15 protein-coding genes are annotated in these 19,562 nt (G+C 72.2%); 12 read left to right on the forward strand and 3 right to left on the reverse strand.

Annotation, left to right across the window (positions count from 1 at the left end; genetic code table 11):
* Position 1 precedes the first annotated feature (1 nt).
* The gene (locus ACZ6S4_RS26525) at positions 2–472 is read right to left on the reverse strand and encodes a MarR family winged helix-turn-helix transcriptional regulator (RefSeq protein ID WP_465477504.1); all 471 of its coding nucleotides are present in this window, start codon (positions 470–472) and stop codon (positions 2–4) included.
* Between the two features lie 90 nt (positions 473–562).
* On the opposite strand from ACZ6S4_RS26525, the gene ACZ6S4_RS26530 reads away from it, so the two are divergent.
* Together ACZ6S4_RS26530 and ACZ6S4_RS26535 are read left to right on the forward strand one after the other, a co-directional pair.
* Positions 563–2,788: an LLM class flavin-dependent oxidoreductase gene (locus ACZ6S4_RS26530; RefSeq protein ID WP_465477505.1), complete on the forward strand. Its 2,226-nt coding sequence runs from the start codon at positions 563–565 to the stop codon at positions 2,786–2,788.
* Positions 2,785–3,681: an LLM class flavin-dependent oxidoreductase gene (locus ACZ6S4_RS26535; RefSeq protein WP_465477506.1), complete on the forward strand. Its 897-nt coding sequence runs from the start codon at positions 2,785–2,787 to the stop codon at positions 3,679–3,681. The genes ACZ6S4_RS26530 and ACZ6S4_RS26535 overlap by 4 nt, the downstream gene beginning before the upstream one ends.
* Here ACZ6S4_RS26535 and ACZ6S4_RS26540 read toward each other — a convergent pair.
* Positions 3,678–4,103: an NUDIX domain-containing protein gene (locus ACZ6S4_RS26540; protein WP_465477507.1), complete on the reverse strand. Its 426-nt coding sequence runs from the start codon at positions 4,101–4,103 to the stop codon at positions 3,678–3,680. The genes ACZ6S4_RS26535 and ACZ6S4_RS26540 overlap by 4 nt on opposite strands.
* Positions 4,104–4,168: 65 nt before the next feature.
* Here ACZ6S4_RS26540 and ACZ6S4_RS26545 point away from each other — a divergent pair, with 65 nt between their 5' ends.
* From ACZ6S4_RS26545 to ACZ6S4_RS26560, 4 genes are all read left to right on the forward strand, one after another.
* Entirely contained in the window at positions 4,169–7,777 is a 3,609-nt protein-coding gene (locus ACZ6S4_RS26545; protein WP_465477508.1) for a DUF4132 domain-containing protein, read from the forward strand.
* A 128-nt stretch (positions 7,778–7,905) separates the two neighbouring features.
* Positions 7,906–9,006, forward strand: a complete 1,101-nt coding sequence (locus ACZ6S4_RS26550) for an ATP-binding protein (RefSeq protein ID WP_465477509.1) — start codon at positions 7,906–7,908, stop codon at positions 9,004–9,006.
* 3 nt (positions 9,007–9,009) lie between these two features.
* Positions 9,010–11,337, forward strand: coding sequence for a DUF5682 family protein (locus tag ACZ6S4_RS26555; RefSeq protein WP_465477510.1), 2,328 nt, complete (start codon positions 9,010–9,012; stop codon positions 11,335–11,337).
* Entirely contained in the window at positions 11,330–12,454 is a 1,125-nt protein-coding gene (locus tag ACZ6S4_RS26560; protein WP_465477511.1) for a VWA domain-containing protein, read from the forward strand. The genes ACZ6S4_RS26555 and ACZ6S4_RS26560 overlap by 8 nt, the downstream gene beginning before the upstream one ends.
* A 745-nt stretch (positions 12,455–13,199) precedes the next feature.
* Here the strand turns inward: ACZ6S4_RS26560 and ACZ6S4_RS26565 are convergent.
* A complete protein-coding gene (locus ACZ6S4_RS26565; protein ID WP_465477512.1) occupies positions 13,200–13,763 on the reverse strand; it encodes a hypothetical protein in 564 nt (187 codons plus the stop codon).
* A gap of 15 nt (positions 13,764–13,778) precedes the next feature.
* On the opposite strand from ACZ6S4_RS26565, the gene ACZ6S4_RS26570 reads away from it, so the two are divergent.
* The 6 genes from ACZ6S4_RS26570 to ACZ6S4_RS26595 all read left to right on the forward strand — a co-directional run bounded on the left by ACZ6S4_RS26570 (position 13,779) and on the right by ACZ6S4_RS26595 (position 19,561).
* The gene (locus tag ACZ6S4_RS26570) at positions 13,779–14,834 is read left to right on the forward strand and encodes a hypothetical protein (protein WP_465477513.1); all 1,056 of its coding nucleotides are present in this window, start codon (positions 13,779–13,781) and stop codon (positions 14,832–14,834) included.
* 132 nt (positions 14,835–14,966) lie between these two features.
* On the forward strand, positions 14,967–15,962 hold the full coding sequence (locus ACZ6S4_RS26575) for a zinc-binding alcohol dehydrogenase family protein (protein ID WP_465477514.1): 996 nt from the start codon (positions 14,967–14,969) through the stop codon (positions 15,960–15,962).
* 117 nt (positions 15,963–16,079) lie between these two features.
* Positions 16,080–18,086: a glycosyl hydrolase family 28-related protein gene (locus tag ACZ6S4_RS26580; RefSeq protein ID WP_465477515.1), complete on the forward strand. Its 2,007-nt coding sequence runs from the start codon at positions 16,080–16,082 to the stop codon at positions 18,084–18,086.
* A gap of 251 nt (positions 18,087–18,337) precedes the next feature.
* Entirely contained in the window at positions 18,338–18,682 is a 345-nt protein-coding gene (locus tag ACZ6S4_RS26585) for an ArsR/SmtB family transcription factor (RefSeq protein WP_465477516.1), read from the forward strand.
* Complete coding sequence (locus ACZ6S4_RS26590; protein ID WP_465477517.1) at positions 18,679–19,140, forward strand: SRPBCC family protein; 462 nt, start codon at positions 18,679–18,681, stop codon at positions 19,138–19,140. Before ACZ6S4_RS26585 ends, ACZ6S4_RS26590 begins: the two co-directional genes overlap by 4 nt.
* Positions 19,133–19,561: a DUF6069 family protein gene (locus tag ACZ6S4_RS26595; RefSeq protein ID WP_465477518.1), complete on the forward strand. Its 429-nt coding sequence runs from the start codon at positions 19,133–19,135 to the stop codon at positions 19,559–19,561. The genes ACZ6S4_RS26590 and ACZ6S4_RS26595 overlap by 8 nt, the downstream gene beginning before the upstream one ends.
* Position 19,562 lies beyond the last annotated feature (1 nt).

Below are 19,562 nucleotides of genomic sequence, written 5' to 3' on the forward strand. Positions count from 1 at the left end.
GTCAGGCTTCCGCCCGGGGCCGCGCGTGCGCGTGGTCCCGGGCGGAGTCGTCCGTCAGCCGGGCCACCACCTGGTCGGAGATCGCGGTCAGCGTGGCGAGCTGGTCATCGGTCAGCACGTCGCCGAAGTAGCGGCGGACCGCGGCGCCGTGACAGGCCCGGGCGGCGGCGATCTGCTCACGGCCCTTGTCGGTGAGCTCCACCACCGCGTCGGCGGTCTTGGTGATCAGCCCGCGGCCCTGCATCCGGCGCAGCTGGTGGGACAGCCGTGACTTCTCCCACTCCAGGCCGCAGCGCAGGGCGATCGAGCGCGCGGTGCCGCCCGGTGATTCCTCCAGGAGGAACAGGATGTCGAAGTCGGCCTCGGACAGCCCGGTGGAGCGGTAGAGCTCACGGCTGATCCGGCCGTTGAGTTGCAGGCGCATGCGCTGATACGCCTGCCAGGCGGCGGAGACGTCGGCGGTCGCACTCACGCCGGGAATCGTACTTCCATTTGCCGGAAGGCCGCCGGTTGATGTATCAACTGGGTTGATGTGTCAACCGGGATGCTGAGGAAGTGCGCGATGAACTACGGACATCCGCTGACGTTCGGCGCCCTCGTCGCGTCGCCGTCCGGGACACCCGTGGAGGCGGTCGACCTGGCCCGCCACGCGGAGGAGCTCGGCTACGACCTGGTCACCGTTGAGGACCGCCCGGACGAGCCGGGGCTGCTCGACGCGTGGACCGTGCTGGGCTGGGTCGCCGGGCGTACCGGGCGGGTGCGGCTGGTGCCGGCGGCGCTCACCGTCCCGCTGCGTGATCCCGCGGTGCTGGGCCGCGCCGCGGCGAGCCTGGACCTGCTCTCCGGCGGCCGGCTCGAGCTGGCGCTCGGCGGGGGCGCCGATCAGGACGCGATCGAGGCGATGGGCGGCCGCCGGATCGAGGCCGGCCAGGCCGCTGGCGCGCTGGACGAGGCGATCGACGTCGTCCGCGGCGTCCTGGACGCGGGCGAGCCGCGCCCGCTGCGGCACCTGGGCGCGCACTACCGGATCCCGCAGGCGCAACGCGGTCCGCTGCCCGCGCACCGCATCCCGATCCGGCTCGACGGCGACCAGCCGGCAATGCTGCGGCTTGCGGGGCGTAAGGCGGACGGATGGGCGGCCACCCTGACCGCGTTCCGGCCCGGGGAGTACGCCGCCGCCAACAAGATCATCGACGAGGCCGCCCTGGAAGCCGGGCGCGAGCCCGCCGAGATCCGCCGCCTGCTGCACATCACCGCCGACCACACCGTGCCGGAGCTGCTCGCGCTGGTGCTGGAGGACGGCGTCAGCACGTTCATCGTCCGGGCCGACGACACCGCCACGCTGGACCGCTTCGCCCGCGAGGTGATGCCGGCGCTGCGCGAGGCCGCGGCCCGCGAGCTGCCGGCCGCGCCCACGGCCGTCTTCCGGCCCGCGGCGGTACGCGCCAAGCGCCGTCCCGGCATCGACTACGACAACGTGCCCGCGAGCCTGGCCGAGCGGGCCGTCGAGCCCGGCGACCTGGACTACGCCCGGGTCCGCTCGACGTACATGCGCGGCGGGTCTCCCGGTCTCGTCCTGCGGGCGCGCAGTACCGCCGAGGTGGTCGACGCGCTGGCCTTCGCCCGGGCCCATCCCGGCCTGCCCTTCTCGGTACGCAGCGCCGGACACGGGATCAGCGGACGGTCCACCAACGACGGTGGCCTGGTGCTGAGCGTGGCCGCGATGAACACGATCGAGGTGCTCGACGAGCAGCGCCGGCTCATCCGGGTCGGACCGGGCGCCCGCTGGTCGGAGGTGGCCGACGCGCTGCGGCCGTACGGCTGGGCGCTGAGCTCGGGCGACTACGGCGGGGTGGGGGTCGGTGGCCTGGCCACCGCGGGTGGGGTCGGCTGGCTGGCCCGTAAGCACGGGCTGACCATCGACCACCTGCGCGCGGTGGAGCTGGTGCTGGCCGACGGCTCGGTGGTCCGCGCCGCCGAGGACGAGAATCCGGAGCTGTTCTGGGCCGTCCGCGGGGCCGGCGCCAACTTCGGCGTGGTGACCTCCTTCGACTTCGAGGTGGACGAGGTCGGCGAGGTGGGCTGGGCGCAGTTCGTGGTGGGCGCGGACGATCCGGCGGACCTGCTGGTGCGCTGGGGTGCGGCGATCGAGGCCGCGCCGCGCGACCTCAGCGGGCAGCTGATCATGGGCCGGCCGCGCCCGGGGCAGCCTGGCGTCGCGCAGCTGATGGCCATGGTCGACAACGACGACCCGCAGACGATCATCGACCAGCTCACTCCGGTGGCGAGCGCCGGGCCGCTGTACCAGCAGAACGTGGTGCTGGCGCCGTACGCGGCGGTCCTGGCCCGGCCCGGTGACGGCTACCACCAGGCTGAGGGCGAGCCGGTCTCGCGGTCCGGGCTGATCGAGCACCTCACCCCGGAGTTCGCGGCGGCCGCGGCCGCGCTGATCGCCAGCGGCGCGATCCACTGGTTCCAGATCCGCACGGTCGGCGGCGCCGTGGCCGACGTCCCGGCCGAGGCCACCGCGTACGGCTACCGCTCGGCCAACTTCTCCGTGGTGGTGATGGGTTCCAGCCGGCGCCGGCTCGACCCGCTCTGGGACGCCCTGGCCGCCCACTTCGACGGCCTTTACCTCAGCTTCGAGAGCGACCAGCGCCCGGAACGCCTCGCCGACGCCTTCCCGCCGCGCACCCTGGAACGGTTGCGGGAGCTCAAGCGCCGCTACGACCCGCAGCACCTGTTCCGCGACAACTTCCCGATCCGGACCACCCAGGAGACCCGATGACCGACTACGGGCACGACCTGCTCTTCGGCACGTTCATCACGCCCACCGCGCAACCCGTGCACCAGGCGGCGGAACTGGCTGTCGTCTCGGACCGGGCCGGGCTGGACCTGGCCACCTTCCAGGACCACCCGTACCTGCCGCGCTTCCACGACACCTGGACGCTGCTGTCGTACGCGGCGGCCCGTACCGAGCGGATCCACCTCAGCGGCAACGTGCTCAACCTGCCGCTGCGCCCGCCGGCCGTGCTGGCCCGGGCGGCGGCGAGCCTCGACCTGCTCAGCGGCGGCCGGATCGAGCTCGGCATCGGCGCCGGCGGCTTCTGGGACGCGATCGAGGCGATGGGCAGCCGCCGGCTGAGCCCGGGTGAGTCGGTGGCCGCACTGGCCGAGGGCATCGAGATCATCCGGCAGATCTGGGCTACGGACCAGGCCGGGCCGGTCAAGGTGGAAGGTGACTACTACCGGGTCAGCGGGGCCAAGCGGGGGCCCGCGCCGGCGCACGACATCAAGATCTGGGTCGGGGCGTACAAGCCGCGGATGCTGCGGCTGATCGGCCGGGCCGCGGACGGCGCCCTGCCGTCGCTGGGCTACCTGCCGAACGGCGCGGACGACCTGACGGCGATCAACCAGCACATCGACGAAGGCGCGCAGGCGGCCGGCCGCGATCCGCGGGCGGTCCGGCGGCTGCTCAACATCAGCGGCGAGTTCGCCCCGAGTGGACGGGCCTTCCTGCAGGGCCCGGCCGAGCAGTGGGCCGAGGACCTGGCCGGGCTGACCCTGGAACACGGCGTCAGCGCGTTCATCCTGGCCGCCGATGACCCGGCCACGATCGAGCGCTTCGCGGCAGAGGTCGCCCCGGCCACCCGGGAACTGGTCGCGGTCGAACGCGGCTAGCCCACCGGATAGACGCGCCAGCCGTCGGGCGGGGGCAGGCCGCGCCAGACGGTGAGGCTCATGGCCGACGGCGGGTAGAGCGGCTCGGGCAGCTCGTCCGGGGCGTACCAGCCCCAGTCGGTCAGGACGTCCGGTTCGAGGGCCTGCGGCGGGGTACCGGGCCACGGTGCCACGGCCGTGGCGGTCATCCCGCTGCCCGTGGTCTGCACGCCGATGGCGATGACCTCTGGGTGCGTACCCCCGATGCCGGCCTCCTCGGCCGCCTCCCGGGCGGCCGCCTGCTCGATGGTCTCGCCGCCCTCGACGTGACCGCCGGGCAGGCACCAGGTCGGCTCCTCGCCGGCCTTGATGCGGTTACCGAGCAGCACCCGCCCCCGCGGATCCACCAAGATCAATCCAACTCCCACCACCGGTCTGCCCATCCGATGATTTTGTCGTACCGGATCGCTACCGTGCCTCGCACCGGTGCCGATGGAGGGTTTCGCACATGCGCAGTTTCGAGTTCGCCGACGGCACGTCGGCGAAGTTCTGGGAGATCGACCAGGCCGGCACCGAGGTGACGGTCCGCTGGGGGCGCGTCGGCACGGCCGGTCAGACCAAGGTCAAGACCTTCGCCACGGCGGCCGCGGCCGCGGCCCACGAGGGCAAGCTGATCGCGGAGAAGACCCGGAAGGGGTACGGCGAGACGGCCGCGACAACCGCACCGGCGTCCCCCTCCCGCACACCGGATCCGACGCCGCCCGCTCCCACCGAGGCACCCGCTGACGAGGACACCTTCGTCTTCCCCGCTGCGTGGCACCGGCACCGCTACGCCCGCCGCGGCAGCACCGGCCTGACCGCGTTCGTGCCCGACGCCAAGGCCCGCGCGGTGACCGACGAGCTCATCAGCCGCCGCCCCGGTGGAGTCCTCAAGGCCTTCCGGGCACCGGTCACCGACCCGGCCGTGGCCCGGGCCGGCGCGGACTGGCTGGAGGGAGATCCGCAGGCCACCCCGCTCGGAGCGGCCGCCGTCGCCGCCGCCGCGACCCTGGGCAACTGGGACGTCAACGAGAAGTTCGTCGCCTTCGCCGACCTCTGGATCGCCGAGCGGGGGCTGTCCTTCGCCGCCGTGGCCGCGGTCGAGCTGATGACTCTCAAGCTCGACGACGGCCTTCCGCCCGGCCCCCGCGCCGGCGCCCACCAGCACTTCGGCATCCGGGTCATCCGTCCGGGCGAGGAACGCCGCGGCTGGCACAGCGATCCGGCGCTGATGACCGCGCTGCGCGTCCGCACGGCCCTCGCGGCCGCCTCCGAGCAGGAGTATGCCGAGGTGATCGAGGCCATCACGCCGTACCGGGCGGGCGGCGCCTACGCGCGGACGGCGACATCGGTGCTGGTGCCGGCCCGGCACGAGTGGGTCGCCGAGGACGTCGACACCGCGATCACCGACGCGGACAGCTGCCGCGCGGCCGCAATGCTGAGCGCCGCCGGCTCGGAAAAGCAGGTGACCGCGCTCGCGGCGATCGTCAGCCCCTATTCCGTACCGTCGTCGATGGCGATGCTGGCCACCCTGGTCGACGGCGTCGGCGTCGCCGCGGGACCGGCCCTGTTCCACTGGCTCGACACCATCGACTTCGCCGAGGCCGAGCGGCGGCTGCTGAGCGTGCTCGCCGTGCTGCCCAGCGACGAGGTGATGCGCGGGCTGATCGACCGGATCGATGTCAAGTACGTGCCGCCGGCCCTGCTCGAGGCGGCCGGCCGCAGTCCCGCGCGGGCCCTGCGGATGCTCGCCGAGAGCGCCACCAAGCCCGCCGTGGCCGAGCTGCTGCGCGCCCACGTCCTCGCCCACCCCGGCGTCGTCGAGCCGGTGCTGCCGCTGCTCAGCGCCCCGGCCCGGCAACGCGTGGAGGCAATCCGCGAGCAGGCGGCGGCGGTCGTGCCGGCGCCACTGTCGGCCGTGCCGCCGCTGCTGCTCGACCCGCCGTGGCGGCAGCCGCAACGAGCCGCCAAGCCGGTGGTGATCACGGGCCTGGCCTGCACCGACGCGCCCTCGATCAGCTGGCTCCACGACGAGCGGGAGAGCTGGCGGGAGACCCGCTACGAGATGTATTCCGACGGCACCAAGGACTGGCAGCGCAAGGCCGAGCGGATCGCGGCCGGCACCAGCCGCTGGTCGGAGCCGGCCGAGTTCTTCGCCGCCGCGCCCGAGGAGCTCGCGCGTCCGCTGCTGGCGACGTGGCGCGTCGGGGACACCTGGCAGGCCGCTCTGTGGATGCGGATCGTCGTCGAGCGGTTCGAGCTCGACGCCCTGCCGGCGGCCCTGGACCTGGCGCGGCGCAGCCCCGCAGAGACCGCCGGTCTGCTGCTGCCCTTCGCCGCTCCGGAGATCGCGGTCCTGATGGCCGACGCGTACGCACGGCTCAAGAGCGTCCGCGAGACCGCCCTCACCTGGCTGCGACGGCACCCCGAGGCGGCCGCCCGGGCGCTGGTGCCGGCGGCGCTCGACAGGGCCGGTGTCCCACGCCGTCAGGCCGAGGAGGCGCTGCTCGCGTTGCACGCCAACGGATACACCGAGGTGGTGCGCTCGGCCGCCCGCAGCTACGGCGAGGCGGCGGCCGCGGCCATCCAGACGTTGCTGGCGACCGATCCGCTGGCCGTGCTGCCGGCCAAACTCCCGGCCGTGCCCGCCTGGGCCGTCCCGGGACTGCTGCCCCCGGTGCGGTTGCGTGACGGCGCCGGCGCCCTGCCCGCCGAGGCGGTCACCAATCTCGTGATGGTGCTGGCGCTGGGCCGGGCCGGCACGCCGTACGCCGGGGTCGACGTCGTCCGGCAGGCGTGCGAGCCGGCCGACCTCGCCGAGTTCGCCTGGGGGCTCTTTCAGCGCTGGCAGACCTCCGGCGCCAACAGCAAGGAGAGCTGGGTCCTGGACACCCTGGGCGTGGTCGGCGACGACGAGACCGTCCGCCGGCTGACCCCGGTGATCCTGGCCTGGCCGGGCGAGGGCGGACACGCGCGGGCGGTCACCGGCGTGCAGGTGCTGGCCCGGATCGGCACCGACGTCGCCCTCATGCACCTGCACGGCATCGCACAACGGGCGAAGTTCAAGGGGCTCAAGGCGGCCGCGGGCGAGAAGATGGCGGAGGTCGCCGCCGGGCTGGGGCTCAGCGCCGACCAGCTCGCCGACCGGCTGGTGCCTCGGTTCGGGCTCGACGACGCCGGCAGCATGGTGCTCGACTACGGCAGCCGCCAGTTCACCGTCGGCTTCGACGAGCAGCTCCGCCCGTACGTGGCGGACAGCGCCGGCAAGCACCTCAAGGCCCTGCCCAAGCCCGGCGCCCGCGACGACGCCGACCTGGCACCCGCGGCCTACCAGCGATTCGCCGCCCTGAAGAAGGACGTCCGCACGGTCGCCACCGACCAGATCCGCCGCCTCGAACGAGCGATGGTCACCGGCCGCCGCTGGACCGGTGCTGAGTTCCGCCAGCTGTTCGTGGACCACCCGCTGCTCTGGCACATCGTCCGGCGCCTGGTCTGGGCCGTCTACGACGAGAGCGGCAAGCCGACCGGGGCGATCCGGGTCGCCGAGGACCGCAGCTTCTCGGACGTGCACGACGACGGGACGCCGCTGGCCGATGACGCGTCGGTCGGGGTCGCCCACCCGCTGCATCTCGGCGACACCCTGGCCGACTGGGTCGAGGTCTTCGCCGACTACGAGATCCTGCAGCCGTTCCCGCAGCTCAGTCGGGAGACGTTCAGCCTGACCGCCGAGGAGGCCGGGAGCGGCCGGCTGGCCCGCTTCGAGGGGCACACCGTGCCGACCGGACGGGTGATCGGCCTCGAACGCAAGGGCTGGCGGCGCGAGACCCCGCAGGACGCGGGCGTGCAGAGCCGCATCGAGCTGGCCGTGGGCCCCGGTCAGGAGGTCGTCATCAGCCTGGAGCCGGGCATCGCGATCGGCGCGATGGACATCTTCCCGGAGCAGACCCTGGACATGATCTTCGTATCGGACGGCACGGGCGGGCGCTGGAGCACCACGCAGGGCTATGTCCCGCTCGGCCGGCTGGACCCGGTCATCGCCTCCGAGATCATCCGCGACCTGACGGAGCTGACCGCATGACTCCCGCTCGCCCTTCCGCCGGCCCGGCCGGCCCGGCCGGTCCTTCCTCCGCCTCGCCGGTCTCCGCGGGTTCCGGTTCGGTCGTGGGATTTTCTGGATCGGCGGCCGGGCTCGGTCCGGAGTCTGTTGTGGAGGTTTCCGAGTCCGCCGCTCAGGTGCAGCGGCCGCCGGCCGAGGTGCGTTACGCCGACGAGCTGGCCCGGCTGCGGGCGGCCGACACCGCCGAGCGCCCGCCCGGGTGGGTGCTCAGCGTGCAGGCCGCCCGCCGGTTCGTCGTCGGTGACAGCAAGCTGGGCATCAGCCGCAAGTTCGTCGGCGACCCCTCGCTGATCGAACGCGCCCTGATCACGCTGGCCACCAGCCGCGGGCTGATGCTGGTCGGCGAGCCCGGCACGGCGAAGTCCCTGCTGTCCGAGCTGCTCGCCGCCGCGGTCAGCGGCGACTCCACCCTCACCATCCAGGGCGGCGCCGCCACCACCGAGGACCAGATCCGCTACTCGTGGAACTACGCCCTGCTCGTCGCCGACGGGCCCTCGCCGCGTTCGCTGGTGCCCGCGCCCCTGCTGCGCGGCATGGCCGAGGGCCGCACCGTCCGCTTCGAGGAGATCACCCGCTGCCCGCTGGAGGTCCAGGACTGCCTGCTCTCCCCGCTGTCCGACCGGGTCCTGGCGATCCCGGAGCTGACCGGCCCGGAGTCGATGGTTTTCGCCCGCGACGGCTTCAGCATCATCGCCACGGCGAACACCCGCGACCGCGGCGTCAACGACATGAGCTCCGCCCTGAAGCGGCGCTTCAATTTCGAGACGGTCTTCCCGATCGCCGACTTCGGCACCGAGCTGGCGCTGGTCGAGGCCGAGGCGTCCGCGCTGTTGCGGCGTTCCGGAGTCACCGCCGAGCCCCGCCGCGACGTCCTCGAGGTGCTGGTCACCACCTTCCGGGAGCTGCGCACCGGGGAGACCGCTCGCGGCGACTCGATGGACCGGCTGTCGGCGGTCATGAGCACCGCCGAGGCGGTCTCCGTCGCCCACGCGGTCGGTCTGCGGGGCTGGTTCCTGCGCGGCGAGCCCGGCACGGCCGAGGATCTCGTGTCCTGCCTCGCCGGCACCGCGGCCAAGGACAACCCGGAGGACCTGGCGAAGCTGCGGCGCTACCTGGCCCAGCAGGTCACCTGGCGCAACGGCGAGCAGTGGCAGGCCCTGCACAACGCCCGTCACCTGCTGCCGGGCTGAGCTGTGACGGTCACGTTCATCGGGGTCCGCCACCACAGCCCGGCGTGCGCCCGGCTGGTCGCCGCCACGATCGACGCGCTGCGGCCCGCGTACGTGCTGATCGAGGGGCCGGCGGATCTCAACGAGCGGATCGGGGAGCTGCTGCTCGGCCATGAGCTGCCGGTCGCCGTGTTCAGCAGCTACCGCGACGGCGAGCGGCGGCACGGGTCGTGGGCGCCGTTCTGCGCGTACTCGCCGGAATGGGTGGCGCTCACCCACGGCCGGGCGGTCGGTGCCGAGCTGAGGTTCATCGACCTGCCGGCCTGGCATCCCGCCTTCGCCGGGCGCAGCAATCGCTATGCGGACGCCGAGCTGCGCTACGCCGACGTGATGCAGCGGCTGTGCGGCAGCTTCGGCGTCGACAACGTGGACGTGCTGTGGGACCACCTCTTCGAGATCGCCGCCGACGACGATCTGGCGGAGCGACTCGCGGTCTACTTCGATCTCGTACGCGGTGAGTCGGCAGCCGGCGAGTCGGACACCGCGCGCGAGGCGTACATGGCGCAGTGGGTACGGGCCGCGGCTGCCGAAGCGGGGGAGCGGCCGGTCGTGGTGGTGACCGGCGGATTTCACCGCCCCGCGCTGGTGTCCGCGCTCGCCAGTGATCCGTCGTCCGCGGGGTGGCCCGAGGTGCCGGTGCTGCCATCGGACGCGGTCGGCGGGAGTTTCCTGGTGCCGTACTCGTTCCGCCGGCTGGACGCCTTCGACGGCTACCAGAGCGGGATGCCGTCACCCGGCTACTACCAGGAGCTGTGGGAATCGGGGCCGCGGGCCGCGGCGCGACACCTCACCGAGTCGGTGGCGGGACGGCTGCGCGAACGCAAGCAGCCGGTGTCCACCGCGGACCTCATCGCGGCCCGGGTCACCGCGGAGGGGCTGGCCACCGTACGGGGGCATCGGCATCCGGCCCGTACGGATGTGCTGGACGGGCTGGCATCCGCACTGGTGAACGAGGCGCTGGACGTACCCCTGCCGTGGGCGGCCCGGGGCACCCTCCGAACCGGCAGCCACCCGGTCGTGGTCGAGATGGTCGCCGCACTCAGCGGCACCCGCGTCGGCCGCCTGCACCCCGCCACGCCCGCGCCGCCCCTGGTGCACCACGTCAACGCGGAGCTCGAACGCCTCGGCCTGGACGGAAGTGACGACCTCGACCTGGACCTGACCGTCGCCGCGGACCGGGCCCGCAGCCAGGTCCTGCACCGGGTCCGCGTCCTGGCCGTACCAGGATTCCGCCGCGACTCCGGACCGTCGACAGGTCTCGACCCGATCCTCCAGGAACGCTGGACGCTACGGCCAGGCCCGGAACGGCTCACCGCATTCATCGAGGCCGGCGCGTACGGCGCCACCCTCGCCGACGCATGCGCGGCAGTCCTGGCCGAACGCGCCGCTCAGGCCGGCCGCGACGTGGACCTGCTCGCGGCCGTGCTGTTCGACGCGGCTCTGTCCGGCACGGCGGACGTGTCCGAGCAGGCGCTGGCGGCCATCGAGAGCACGGTCGCGGGGGCGGCCGACCTCGGCTCGCTCGGCCGGATGCTCGCGGTGGTCCTGACGATGTGGCGGCACGACCGTATCCTGGGGACGGCGCACAGCTCGACGCTCGCGGTGGTCATTGTCTCGTCGGTGCGCCGCATCCTGTGGCTGGCCGAGGGCGTGCACGGGCGGTCCGCGGCCGCTGACCTGGGGCGGATCGGAGCGCTGGCGGCTTGTCGTGACGCCCTGCGATACGCCCGTCCGAAGCTGGAACTCGATCTGACAGCAGCGCTGGAGGTGGCGGCGCGAGTCGGGGCCGATGCCGAGGCGCCGCCTGATCTGCGTGGTGCTGCTTTCGGTCTGCGCTGGGCCTTACAACCATCGCCGGCTGATGCTGCGAGCGGGGAGCCGGCGGGTGTTCAGCCCTTGGTCGGGGGGCTTGATCCTGAGCGTGCGGTGCGCGGCGCTTTCCATCCCGAGTCGGCGGGGGACTGGCTGGCCGGTCTGTTCGCGCTCGCGCGGGAGGAGGTGCTGCACACCCCGGCCGTGATAGGGCTCCTCGACGAGCTGCTGTCCGCGATGGCGGCGGACGAGTTCCTCGTCGCGGTGCCGGGACTGCGGCAAGCGTTCGAGTTCTTCCCGCCGCGCGAGCGGGAGATCATCGCCGGCCGGCTGCTGGAACGCCGTGGTCTCGCCGGCACCGGGCGCAGCCTGTTGCGCGGCGTCACCGATCCCGAGCTCGTTGCCGCCGGGATGGTGCTGGACGACCGGGTCGACGCCGTACTGCGCCGTGAGGGACTGACGGGTGGAGACCATGACTGATCCGGATCTCGAACGCTGGCGGCTGGTCCTCGGCGCCCCGGCCGCGAAACTGGGACCGCTCGGAGCGGACGGCCTCGCTTGCGACGCGGCCTTGGACTGGCTCTACGGCCGCGACGGCGAACTCGAGAAACGCGACGTCAGGCGCAGCCAGGGCCGGGCCGGCGGCGACGGCCCGTCCGCGCTGACCACCGTGGACTGGCTGAACGACATCAACCGGCTCTTCCCCCGCGAGACGGTCGAACGACTGCAGCGCGACGCCATCGAACGCTACGAGATCACCGACATCGTCACGGATCCGGCTGTGCTGGAACGGATCGAGCCGAACCCGGCGCTGCTCAAAGCCGTCCTGCAGACCAAGCATCTGATGAACCCGGAGGTGCTGCGCCTGGCCCGCCGCATCGTGGAAGCCGTGGTCCGCGACCTGATGGCGAGGATGGCCACCGAGGTAAGGGCGGCGTTCACCGGCACCCGGGCCCGGCGGCCGAGCCGGTGGAAGCAGGCCCGCGACTTCGACATGAGACGAACCATCCGCGCCAACCTCGGCCACTACCGCCCGGACGAACGCCGGTTGTACATCGAGACACCGCACTTCTTCTCCCGTACCCGTAAACATGTCGAGCAGTGGCAGGTGATCCTGCTCGTCGACCAGTCCGGCTCGATGGTCGACTCGGTCATCCACTCCGCGGTGACGGCGGCCTGCCTGTGGGGCCTGCCGGGGGTACGGACGCACCTGGTCGCGTTCGACACCGACGTGGTCGACCTGACCAGCGACGTCGACGACCCGGTCGAGCTGCTGATGAAGGTCCAGCTCGGCGGCGGCACCGACATCGGCCGCGCGGTCCGCTACGGCGCCGGCCTGATCGACCAGCCCCGCCGGGCGATCGTCGTCCTGATCACCGACTTCTACGAGGGCGGTTCCCCGGCGCTGCTGATCCGTACGGTCCGGGAACTCGTCGAGCAGGGCACCAAGGTCCTCGGCCTGGCCGCCCTGGACCAGGACGCGAACCCCGGCTACGACCGGGAAACAGCCCAGCAACTGGCCGACGTGGGAGCCTCGGTGGGCGCGATGACTCCGGCCCAGCTGGCGGCCTTCGTCGCCGAACAGGTGGGCCGATGAACGCCCGCACGCTTCCGGGAAGCGCCGTCGGCTGTCGGAGGGCGGCGTGAGGGCGGACCTGCGGGCGCTGACACCCGCGACGCTGGCGGAGCTGACAAACCGAGGCCTGGTGAAGCGGGCAGCGCGTGAGGTCGAGCGCTCAGCCCCGGCAATCACCGAAGACGGCGAAGCGACAGTCCACGCCATTTACGACGACGGCGTGACCACCGCATTGCCGACCGGCGGGCTCGAAAGGGGACGATGCAGCTGCGGCGCCCCGGGCGTGTGCCGGCACATCGTCGGACTGGTCCTCGCCTACTTGAGCCACGTCGACGAAACCGATCACCTGGCCGCCGGTCATCTGGAGGCCTCAACCGCGCCGGCCGGTGGGCAGCCGGATGTTGCGGCGGTTCCGGCCGTCGTTCACCCGGAAACCGAGGCTGAGCCGACCATTGACCATAGGGATCTCGCGACGCAGCCGGCGCCTGGTCACGTGGCGCCTGCAGCGATGCCGACTGCCGGCCAACGGGATGTCCCGGCGATGCCGCGCGCCGGCCAACCAGATGTCTCTGCGGTGCCACCCATCGATGAGGTGAATCCGACAGCGGCGCCGACTGCCGGATACCCAGATCTCGCGGCCGCGTCAACCGACGAGCATCAAGATCGCTCAGCCGGGCCACCCGCCGGCCCACATCCGGGCCACACAGCGGAACTGCCCGCCCCATCCGAGGACCCCGCGACGACCACGACCGCACAAACCGGATGGTCACCGGGCGACTTCACCGACGACCAACTCATCTCCCGGATCGGTGCACGCATGATGGCCGCCGCCCGCCGAATCCTGCGCACGGGATACGTCGCCCGGGTGCACCGGGCGCGACCCGGCGATCCGGTACCCAGCGTGGAACTGCCCACCGCAACCGTGCGCTTCCTCGTACCCGGCGATCTGGGTTTCGCCCGGACCGACGCGGTCGCCGGAGCGCGCGATGACGTCCTGGCCCTGGCCGTCTGGGCTTTCCGCGAAGCGGACGCGTCCTCCAAAACCGAAGCCGACGTGCAGGTGCAGGTAGGCGGCACCGCAGCCGCGACGGACAGCCCGGCCCTGGACGCAGCCGTAGCCCTCACAAGCGTGGTCCTGCGCGAAGGCGCCGTCCACGTCGGCGCCGGAATCGCGGCGGACGTAACCGCTGTCCGCCGCGCCCTGGAAGCCGCCCGAATGCGATGGCCGCTCCTCGCCGTCGACGATCTTGTCGCACAGCTGGAGGCCTACCGGGACCGCAGCGCCCGCTACCGACCGGAGGCACTGGCCGATCACGTCGCCGAGCTGCACGCCCGCCATCGTGCGGTGACCAGCACCGCCAAACGCCGAGCGTTGCGGTCCCGGGTGCTCGGGACCGATGAGGCTTCCGAGACCCCGCTGCGCCGCGCCCGGCTTGATGGTCTCGGTGCGCGGGTGTCCGCGGTCGGCGGCGAGCGAACGGTCGAGGTCTTCCTCGCCCACGCCGACAGCGCCACCGTGCTGGTGTTGGGTCGCACCTACGAGACCACTGGCATCGGGCCCGAGCTTGCCGGCCGGCGGGTGGCCGGGGTCAGCATCGGTGCGCTGGCCGGTGGCGCCGTCGTCACCGAGTCGGCCGCCCGCAGTGCGAGCCGGGCTGTTCGGCTCGGCACCCGGCGGTTGAGCCGCACGGAGGCGATGACGTCGCGGGGTTCCTGGCAGGATCTGCCGCCGGCGCTGATCGCGGACGACCTGGCCGCCCTTTCCGACGAGCTCGATGCGCTGCCGCCCCGCCCGGTCCGGGCCCGGGTCGAGGCGGAGCTGGTACGCGTCATCCCGGTCGCCGAGGTCCACGCGGTCAGCTACGCACCCGGTGCCCAGCGCCTCGATGCCGTCATCGCCGATGCCGCCGGGGTCACTGCCGTGGTGTCCGCCACCCACGCGGCCTGCGCCCCCGGCCGGCTCGACAGCATGGCCGCCGCCCTGCGTGGGGAGCTGCGGTACGTCGCCGGCAGTGTGCGCCGCGCCGGCGGTGGCGTGGTGGTCGACCCGATCGGTTTCGCTCTCGACGGCTCCGTGGTGGTTCCGGACCTCGCCGAGGCCGCTCGCGGGCCTGATCCCGACGACGCTGCGCCTCTCGCCACGGACGCGATCGGTCTGGCCTTGGAGGAGGCCGCGGCGCTGCTCGCTGAGCTGGCACACGTCGGTCTCCAGCACGCGCCCGCCACCATGCCCGGGCGGCTGCGCGCAGCGGCGGGACGGTTGCGCGGGGCCGGGCTGCGCCGGGTCGCGGAAACCGTCGAAGCCCTGGCCGGCCGGCTCGGCCCGGACCCCGGCGACGCGGCCGTCGCGGCCTGGGTCGACGCCCATCTCCGGGTCAACCTGGCGGCCGACATGCGGTGAGCCGGGTCGGCGCATCTCCGCGAGACATGCGGTCAGCGGGGGGCGACGCCCACCTGCGGGGGCGACCAGCCAGCCGACATGTGTGCGCAAGGCCACCGCGCCATCCCCGACGACCCGGGTTACATTGCTTCCATGGAATCTAATTCTATGGAAGCAATCGTGCTGGACGCGCCGGGCCCACCCGAAGCCCTGCACATCCGTCAGCTCCCCATCCCGGTGCCCCAGCCAGGACAAGTGCTGATCCAGGTGAAGGCCTTCGGGCTGAACCGTTCCGAGCTGCACACCCGGCTCGGGCTCGCCGACGGCGTCACCTTCCCCCGCGTCCCCGGCATCGAGGCCACCGGCGTCGTCGCCGCGGCGCCCGGTGGTGAGTTCGCCGTCGGGCAGCAGGTCTTCGCGATGATGGGCGGGATGGGCCGCACCTTCGACGGCGGCTACGCCCAGTTCACCTGCGTCCCGGCGACCCAGGTGATCGCGTTCCGCAGCGACCTGGACTGGGCCACGCTCGGCGCGGTGCCGGAGATGCTGCAGACCGCGTACGGTGCGCTGACCGAAGGCCTCGACGCCCAGCCCGGCCAGTCCCTGCTCGTCCGGGGTGGCACCTCATCCGTGGGTATGGCCGCCGCGATCCTCGCCAAGCGCCGCGGCCTGACCGTGCTCTCCACCACCCGCAATCCCGCCAAGGCGGAGGCGTTGCGGGCCATCGGGGTCGACCACGTGCTCGTCGACGACGGTGACGTGGCCGCCCAGGTGCGCGCGATCCTGCCGGACGGTGTGGACAACGCCCTCGAGCTGGTCGGCACTCCGACGCTGCCCGACACGTTGCGTTCCGCCGGCCGGTTCGGGGTCGTCTGCATGGCCGGGATGCTGTCCAACGAGTGGACCGTGCCGGACTTTTATCCCATCGGGTACATCCCGCGGGGCGTCCGGCTGACCGGCTACGGCGGCGACGCCGACGATCTGCCGCCGGCGGTTCTCCAGGACTTCCTCGACGCGGTCGCCGCGGGTGAGGCCGTTGTGCCGCTCGATCGCACCTACCGCTTCGACCAGATCGTCCAGGCGCACACGGACATGGAGGCAGGCGTCGCCGTCGGCAAGTTCGTGGTGTTGCCGAACGAGCCGGTCTGAAAGAAGCGAGCAGAACTGCGAAATTAGTCGACAGGCTCTTGTGGAATTCGTCACAGCAGACCTAAGGTCAGGTCGCTCCCGAGATGAACGAGCTCCCCGAGAGAAATGAGCTCCTCGATGTCTGTGTATGCGAGGTGGCCCGTCCTGGCTACCGCCTCATTGGTCGGGTTGGGACTGGTGTTCGGCGCGGGCGTCCCCGCGAGTGCCGCCCCGGCCGCCCCCGTCGTGACCCGCGCCGGCCTCGATCCCGCCCTCGTCGCCGGCCGCGGCGCGACAGTGGACTTCGCCGAGCAGGAGGCGGAGAACGCCACCTTCACCGGCTCCCGGATCGGCCCCGACCGGGCCGCCTACACCGTGGCCGGTGAGGCCTCCGGGCGTACGGCGGTCAAACTGACCCCGGGGCAGTACGTCGAGTTCGTCCTGCCCGCCGCGGCCAACGCGATCACTGTGCGCTACAGCATCCCCGACGCCCCCACCGGCGGCGGGATCACCGCACCCCTGAAGGTCGCCGTCAACGGCCGGCGGGCCGGCACGATGACGCTGACCTCGCAGTACGCGTACCTCTACAACCAGTACCCGTTCAGCAACGACCCGGCCGCGGACCTGCTGCACCCCGACTGGTGGATCACCGAGTGCGGCTGCGTACCGTCGGCCACCACCCCCACGCCGCAGGTCGACAAGCCGTTCCGGCCCATGCATTTCTTCGACGAGCAGCGGATGCTGCTCAGCCGCACCTACCGCGCGGGTGACCGGATCCGGCTCACCGCCTCGACCGGCGCCGCGTGGACGGTCATCGACTTGCTCGACTCGCAGCTGGTCGCCCGCCCGCACGTCGACCTGGTCGCGGCGAACGTGCTGCTCTTCGGGGCCGACCCGACCGGGCGGCGGGACTCCGCCGCCGCGTTCGACAAGGCGATCGCCTTCGCCAAGCGGGCCCGGCTCAAGGTGTACGTGCCACCGGGCACGTTCCAGGTGAACCGGCACATCATCGTCGACGACGTGACGATCGAGGGTGCCGGCAGCTGGCACACGATCATCAAGGGCAAGCAGGTCACGCTGGCCGAGCCCGCCCCGGACGGCTCGGTGCACACCGGCGTCGGCTTCTACGGCAAGGACGCCGCCGACGGTGGCAGCCGCAACGTGCACCTCAAGGGCTTCACGATCGAGGGTGACGTCCGCGAGCGCATCGACACCGACCAGGTGAACGGCGTCGGCGGGGCGCTCAGCGATTCCAGCATCGAGGGCCTGTTCATCCGGCACACCAAGGTCGGCATGTGGTTCGACGGCCCGATGCGCAATCTGCGGGTCACCGGCAACGTGATCGTCGACCAGATCGCCGACGCGCTCAACTTCCACACCGGTGTCACGAATTCGGTGGTGCGCAACAACTTCATCCGCAACACCGGCGACGACGGCCTGGCCATGTGGGCGGAGAAGACGACGAACGCCGGCAACACCTTCGACCACAACACCGTGCAGACGCCGACGCTGGCCAACGGCATCGCCATCTACGGCGGCACCGACAACACGGTGTCGAACAACCTGATCGCCGACCCGATCCGCGAGGGCAGCGGCATCCACGTGGGCTCCCGGTTCGGCGCCGAGCCGTTCGCCGGCGATCTGACGATCAAGAACAACACCGTGGTACGGGCGGGCACGTTCGAACTCAACTGGAAGATCGGCCTCGGCGCGATCTGGTTCTACGCCCTCGACAAGAGCATCGACGCCAACATCCGGGTGACGGGCGACCACTACCTGGACAGCACCTACAACGCGATCATGCTGGTCAGCGACTGGGGCGTGAAGGACCTCTACTCGATCAACGGGGTCGCCTTCCAGGACATCCGGGTCGACGGCACCGGCACCTCGGTGCTCAGCGCCCGGGTGGCCGGCTCGGCTTCCTTCGCCAACGTCGACGCCCGCAACGTGGGTGCCGTCGGTATCAACAACTGCGGCTCGTTCGGTTTCAAGCCGACCGGCTCGGAGTTCACCGTGACGGACCTCGGCGGCAACGACGGTGGCGGCACGACCGGCCCGTGGCTGGCGCCCTGGGAGCTGCCGAACACGATCACCTGTGACGACCGTCCGCCGGTCGTCGCGCCGCCGGCCCCCAGCACCTGGTGAGGACGGACTGAGCAGAGGGCGGGCGGCCACGGGGGTCGCCCGCCCTTCTCAGCGCACGAACAGGTTCGCGCCGAGGGTGCACAGCACCGACAGCACGATCGACCCCAGGACCATGAACAGGCAGCCCATTCCGCCGCCGAGCGGTCGCACTTCCACGTTTCCGAATCGCATGGGCGCCGGGTACCCGGGACGACGGAAGCCAATCCCCGAGCATGTTGAACTGAGTGGTTCAGTGTCGTAAGGTGAACCACATGGTTCAGCGAGAGGTTCTCGACCGGGTGTTCGCGTCGCTCGCCGATCAGCAGCGCCGCCGGATCCTGGTCCGGCTCGGCGAAGGCCCGGCGACCATCGGCGAGCTGGCGGAGCCGGTCGGGATGAGCCTGACCGGCATGAAGAAGCACGTCCAGGTGCTCGAGGACGCCGGCCTCGTCGTCACGGAGAAGGTCGGGCGGTCGCGGCAGTGCCGCCTGGGCCCGGCGCCGCTGGACGACGCCATGGCGTGGATCGCCTTCTATCAGCGGCTCTGGGCCCGCAAGCTCGACGGCCTCGACGCCTACTTCACCCTTCGCAACGGCACGGAAGGAAACGCATCGTGACCCTCGACATGCGCATGACCCGGCAGCTCCCGGCCACACCGGCGGAGGTCTTCGACGCCTACACCGACGCGGAGCAGCAGAAGATCTGGTTCAGCATCCTCGATGAGCAGCCCGGCATCGTCGAGATCGAGGTGGACCTGCGGGTCGGCGGTCAGCAGACCGCCGTGTGGGGCCCCGACCGGGACACCCTGTTCCGGGAGACGCAGACCTTCGTGGAGATCGACCGGCCGCACCGGCTGGTCACCGAGTCCACCGGCACCAGCCCGGACGGCATGACAATGAGCACCCGGATCGAGGTCACCTTCGAGGCGGCCGGCGACGGCACCCTGATGACCGTCGTGCAGAGCGGCTTCCCGGTGCCCGAGGTCCGCGACTTCTTCGTCAGCGAGGTGTGGGTGGGAGCCTTCGACCGCATCGAGGCGTTCCTGATCCGCGGGACCAAGCCGGCCGATGCGTAGCCGGGTGCTGGTCATCGCGGCCGCCGCCGGCGCGGCGGTGCTGATCAATCTGATCCTGTACGGCGTCGGCCGCGCAGCCGGCGGCACCTTCCGCTTCACCACACCCACCGGCCCGGCCGTGGTCGACGGTGTCACCGTGGCGGCCTTCAGCGCCCTGCCGCTCCTGGCCGGGCTCGTGGCGGTGGCGCTGCTGTCCCGCTTCGGCGCGTGGGTGGTCCGCACCGCGCTGATCGTCGGACCGCTGCTGGCCGTCGCCACGATCGTCGTGATGACGCTGCCCACGGACCTCGATGCCACCAGCAAGGTGACTCTCGCCCTCTGCCACCTGGTCCTCGTGCCGATCATCATCGTCGCCGTCCGGGCCCTCGGCCGGCGTGCGGAGGCGCCGGGCCGGGCCGGCGTTGTCACCGGGCCGGCCTGAG

Source organism: Actinoplanes sp. NPDC051405, assembly GCF_055586185.1.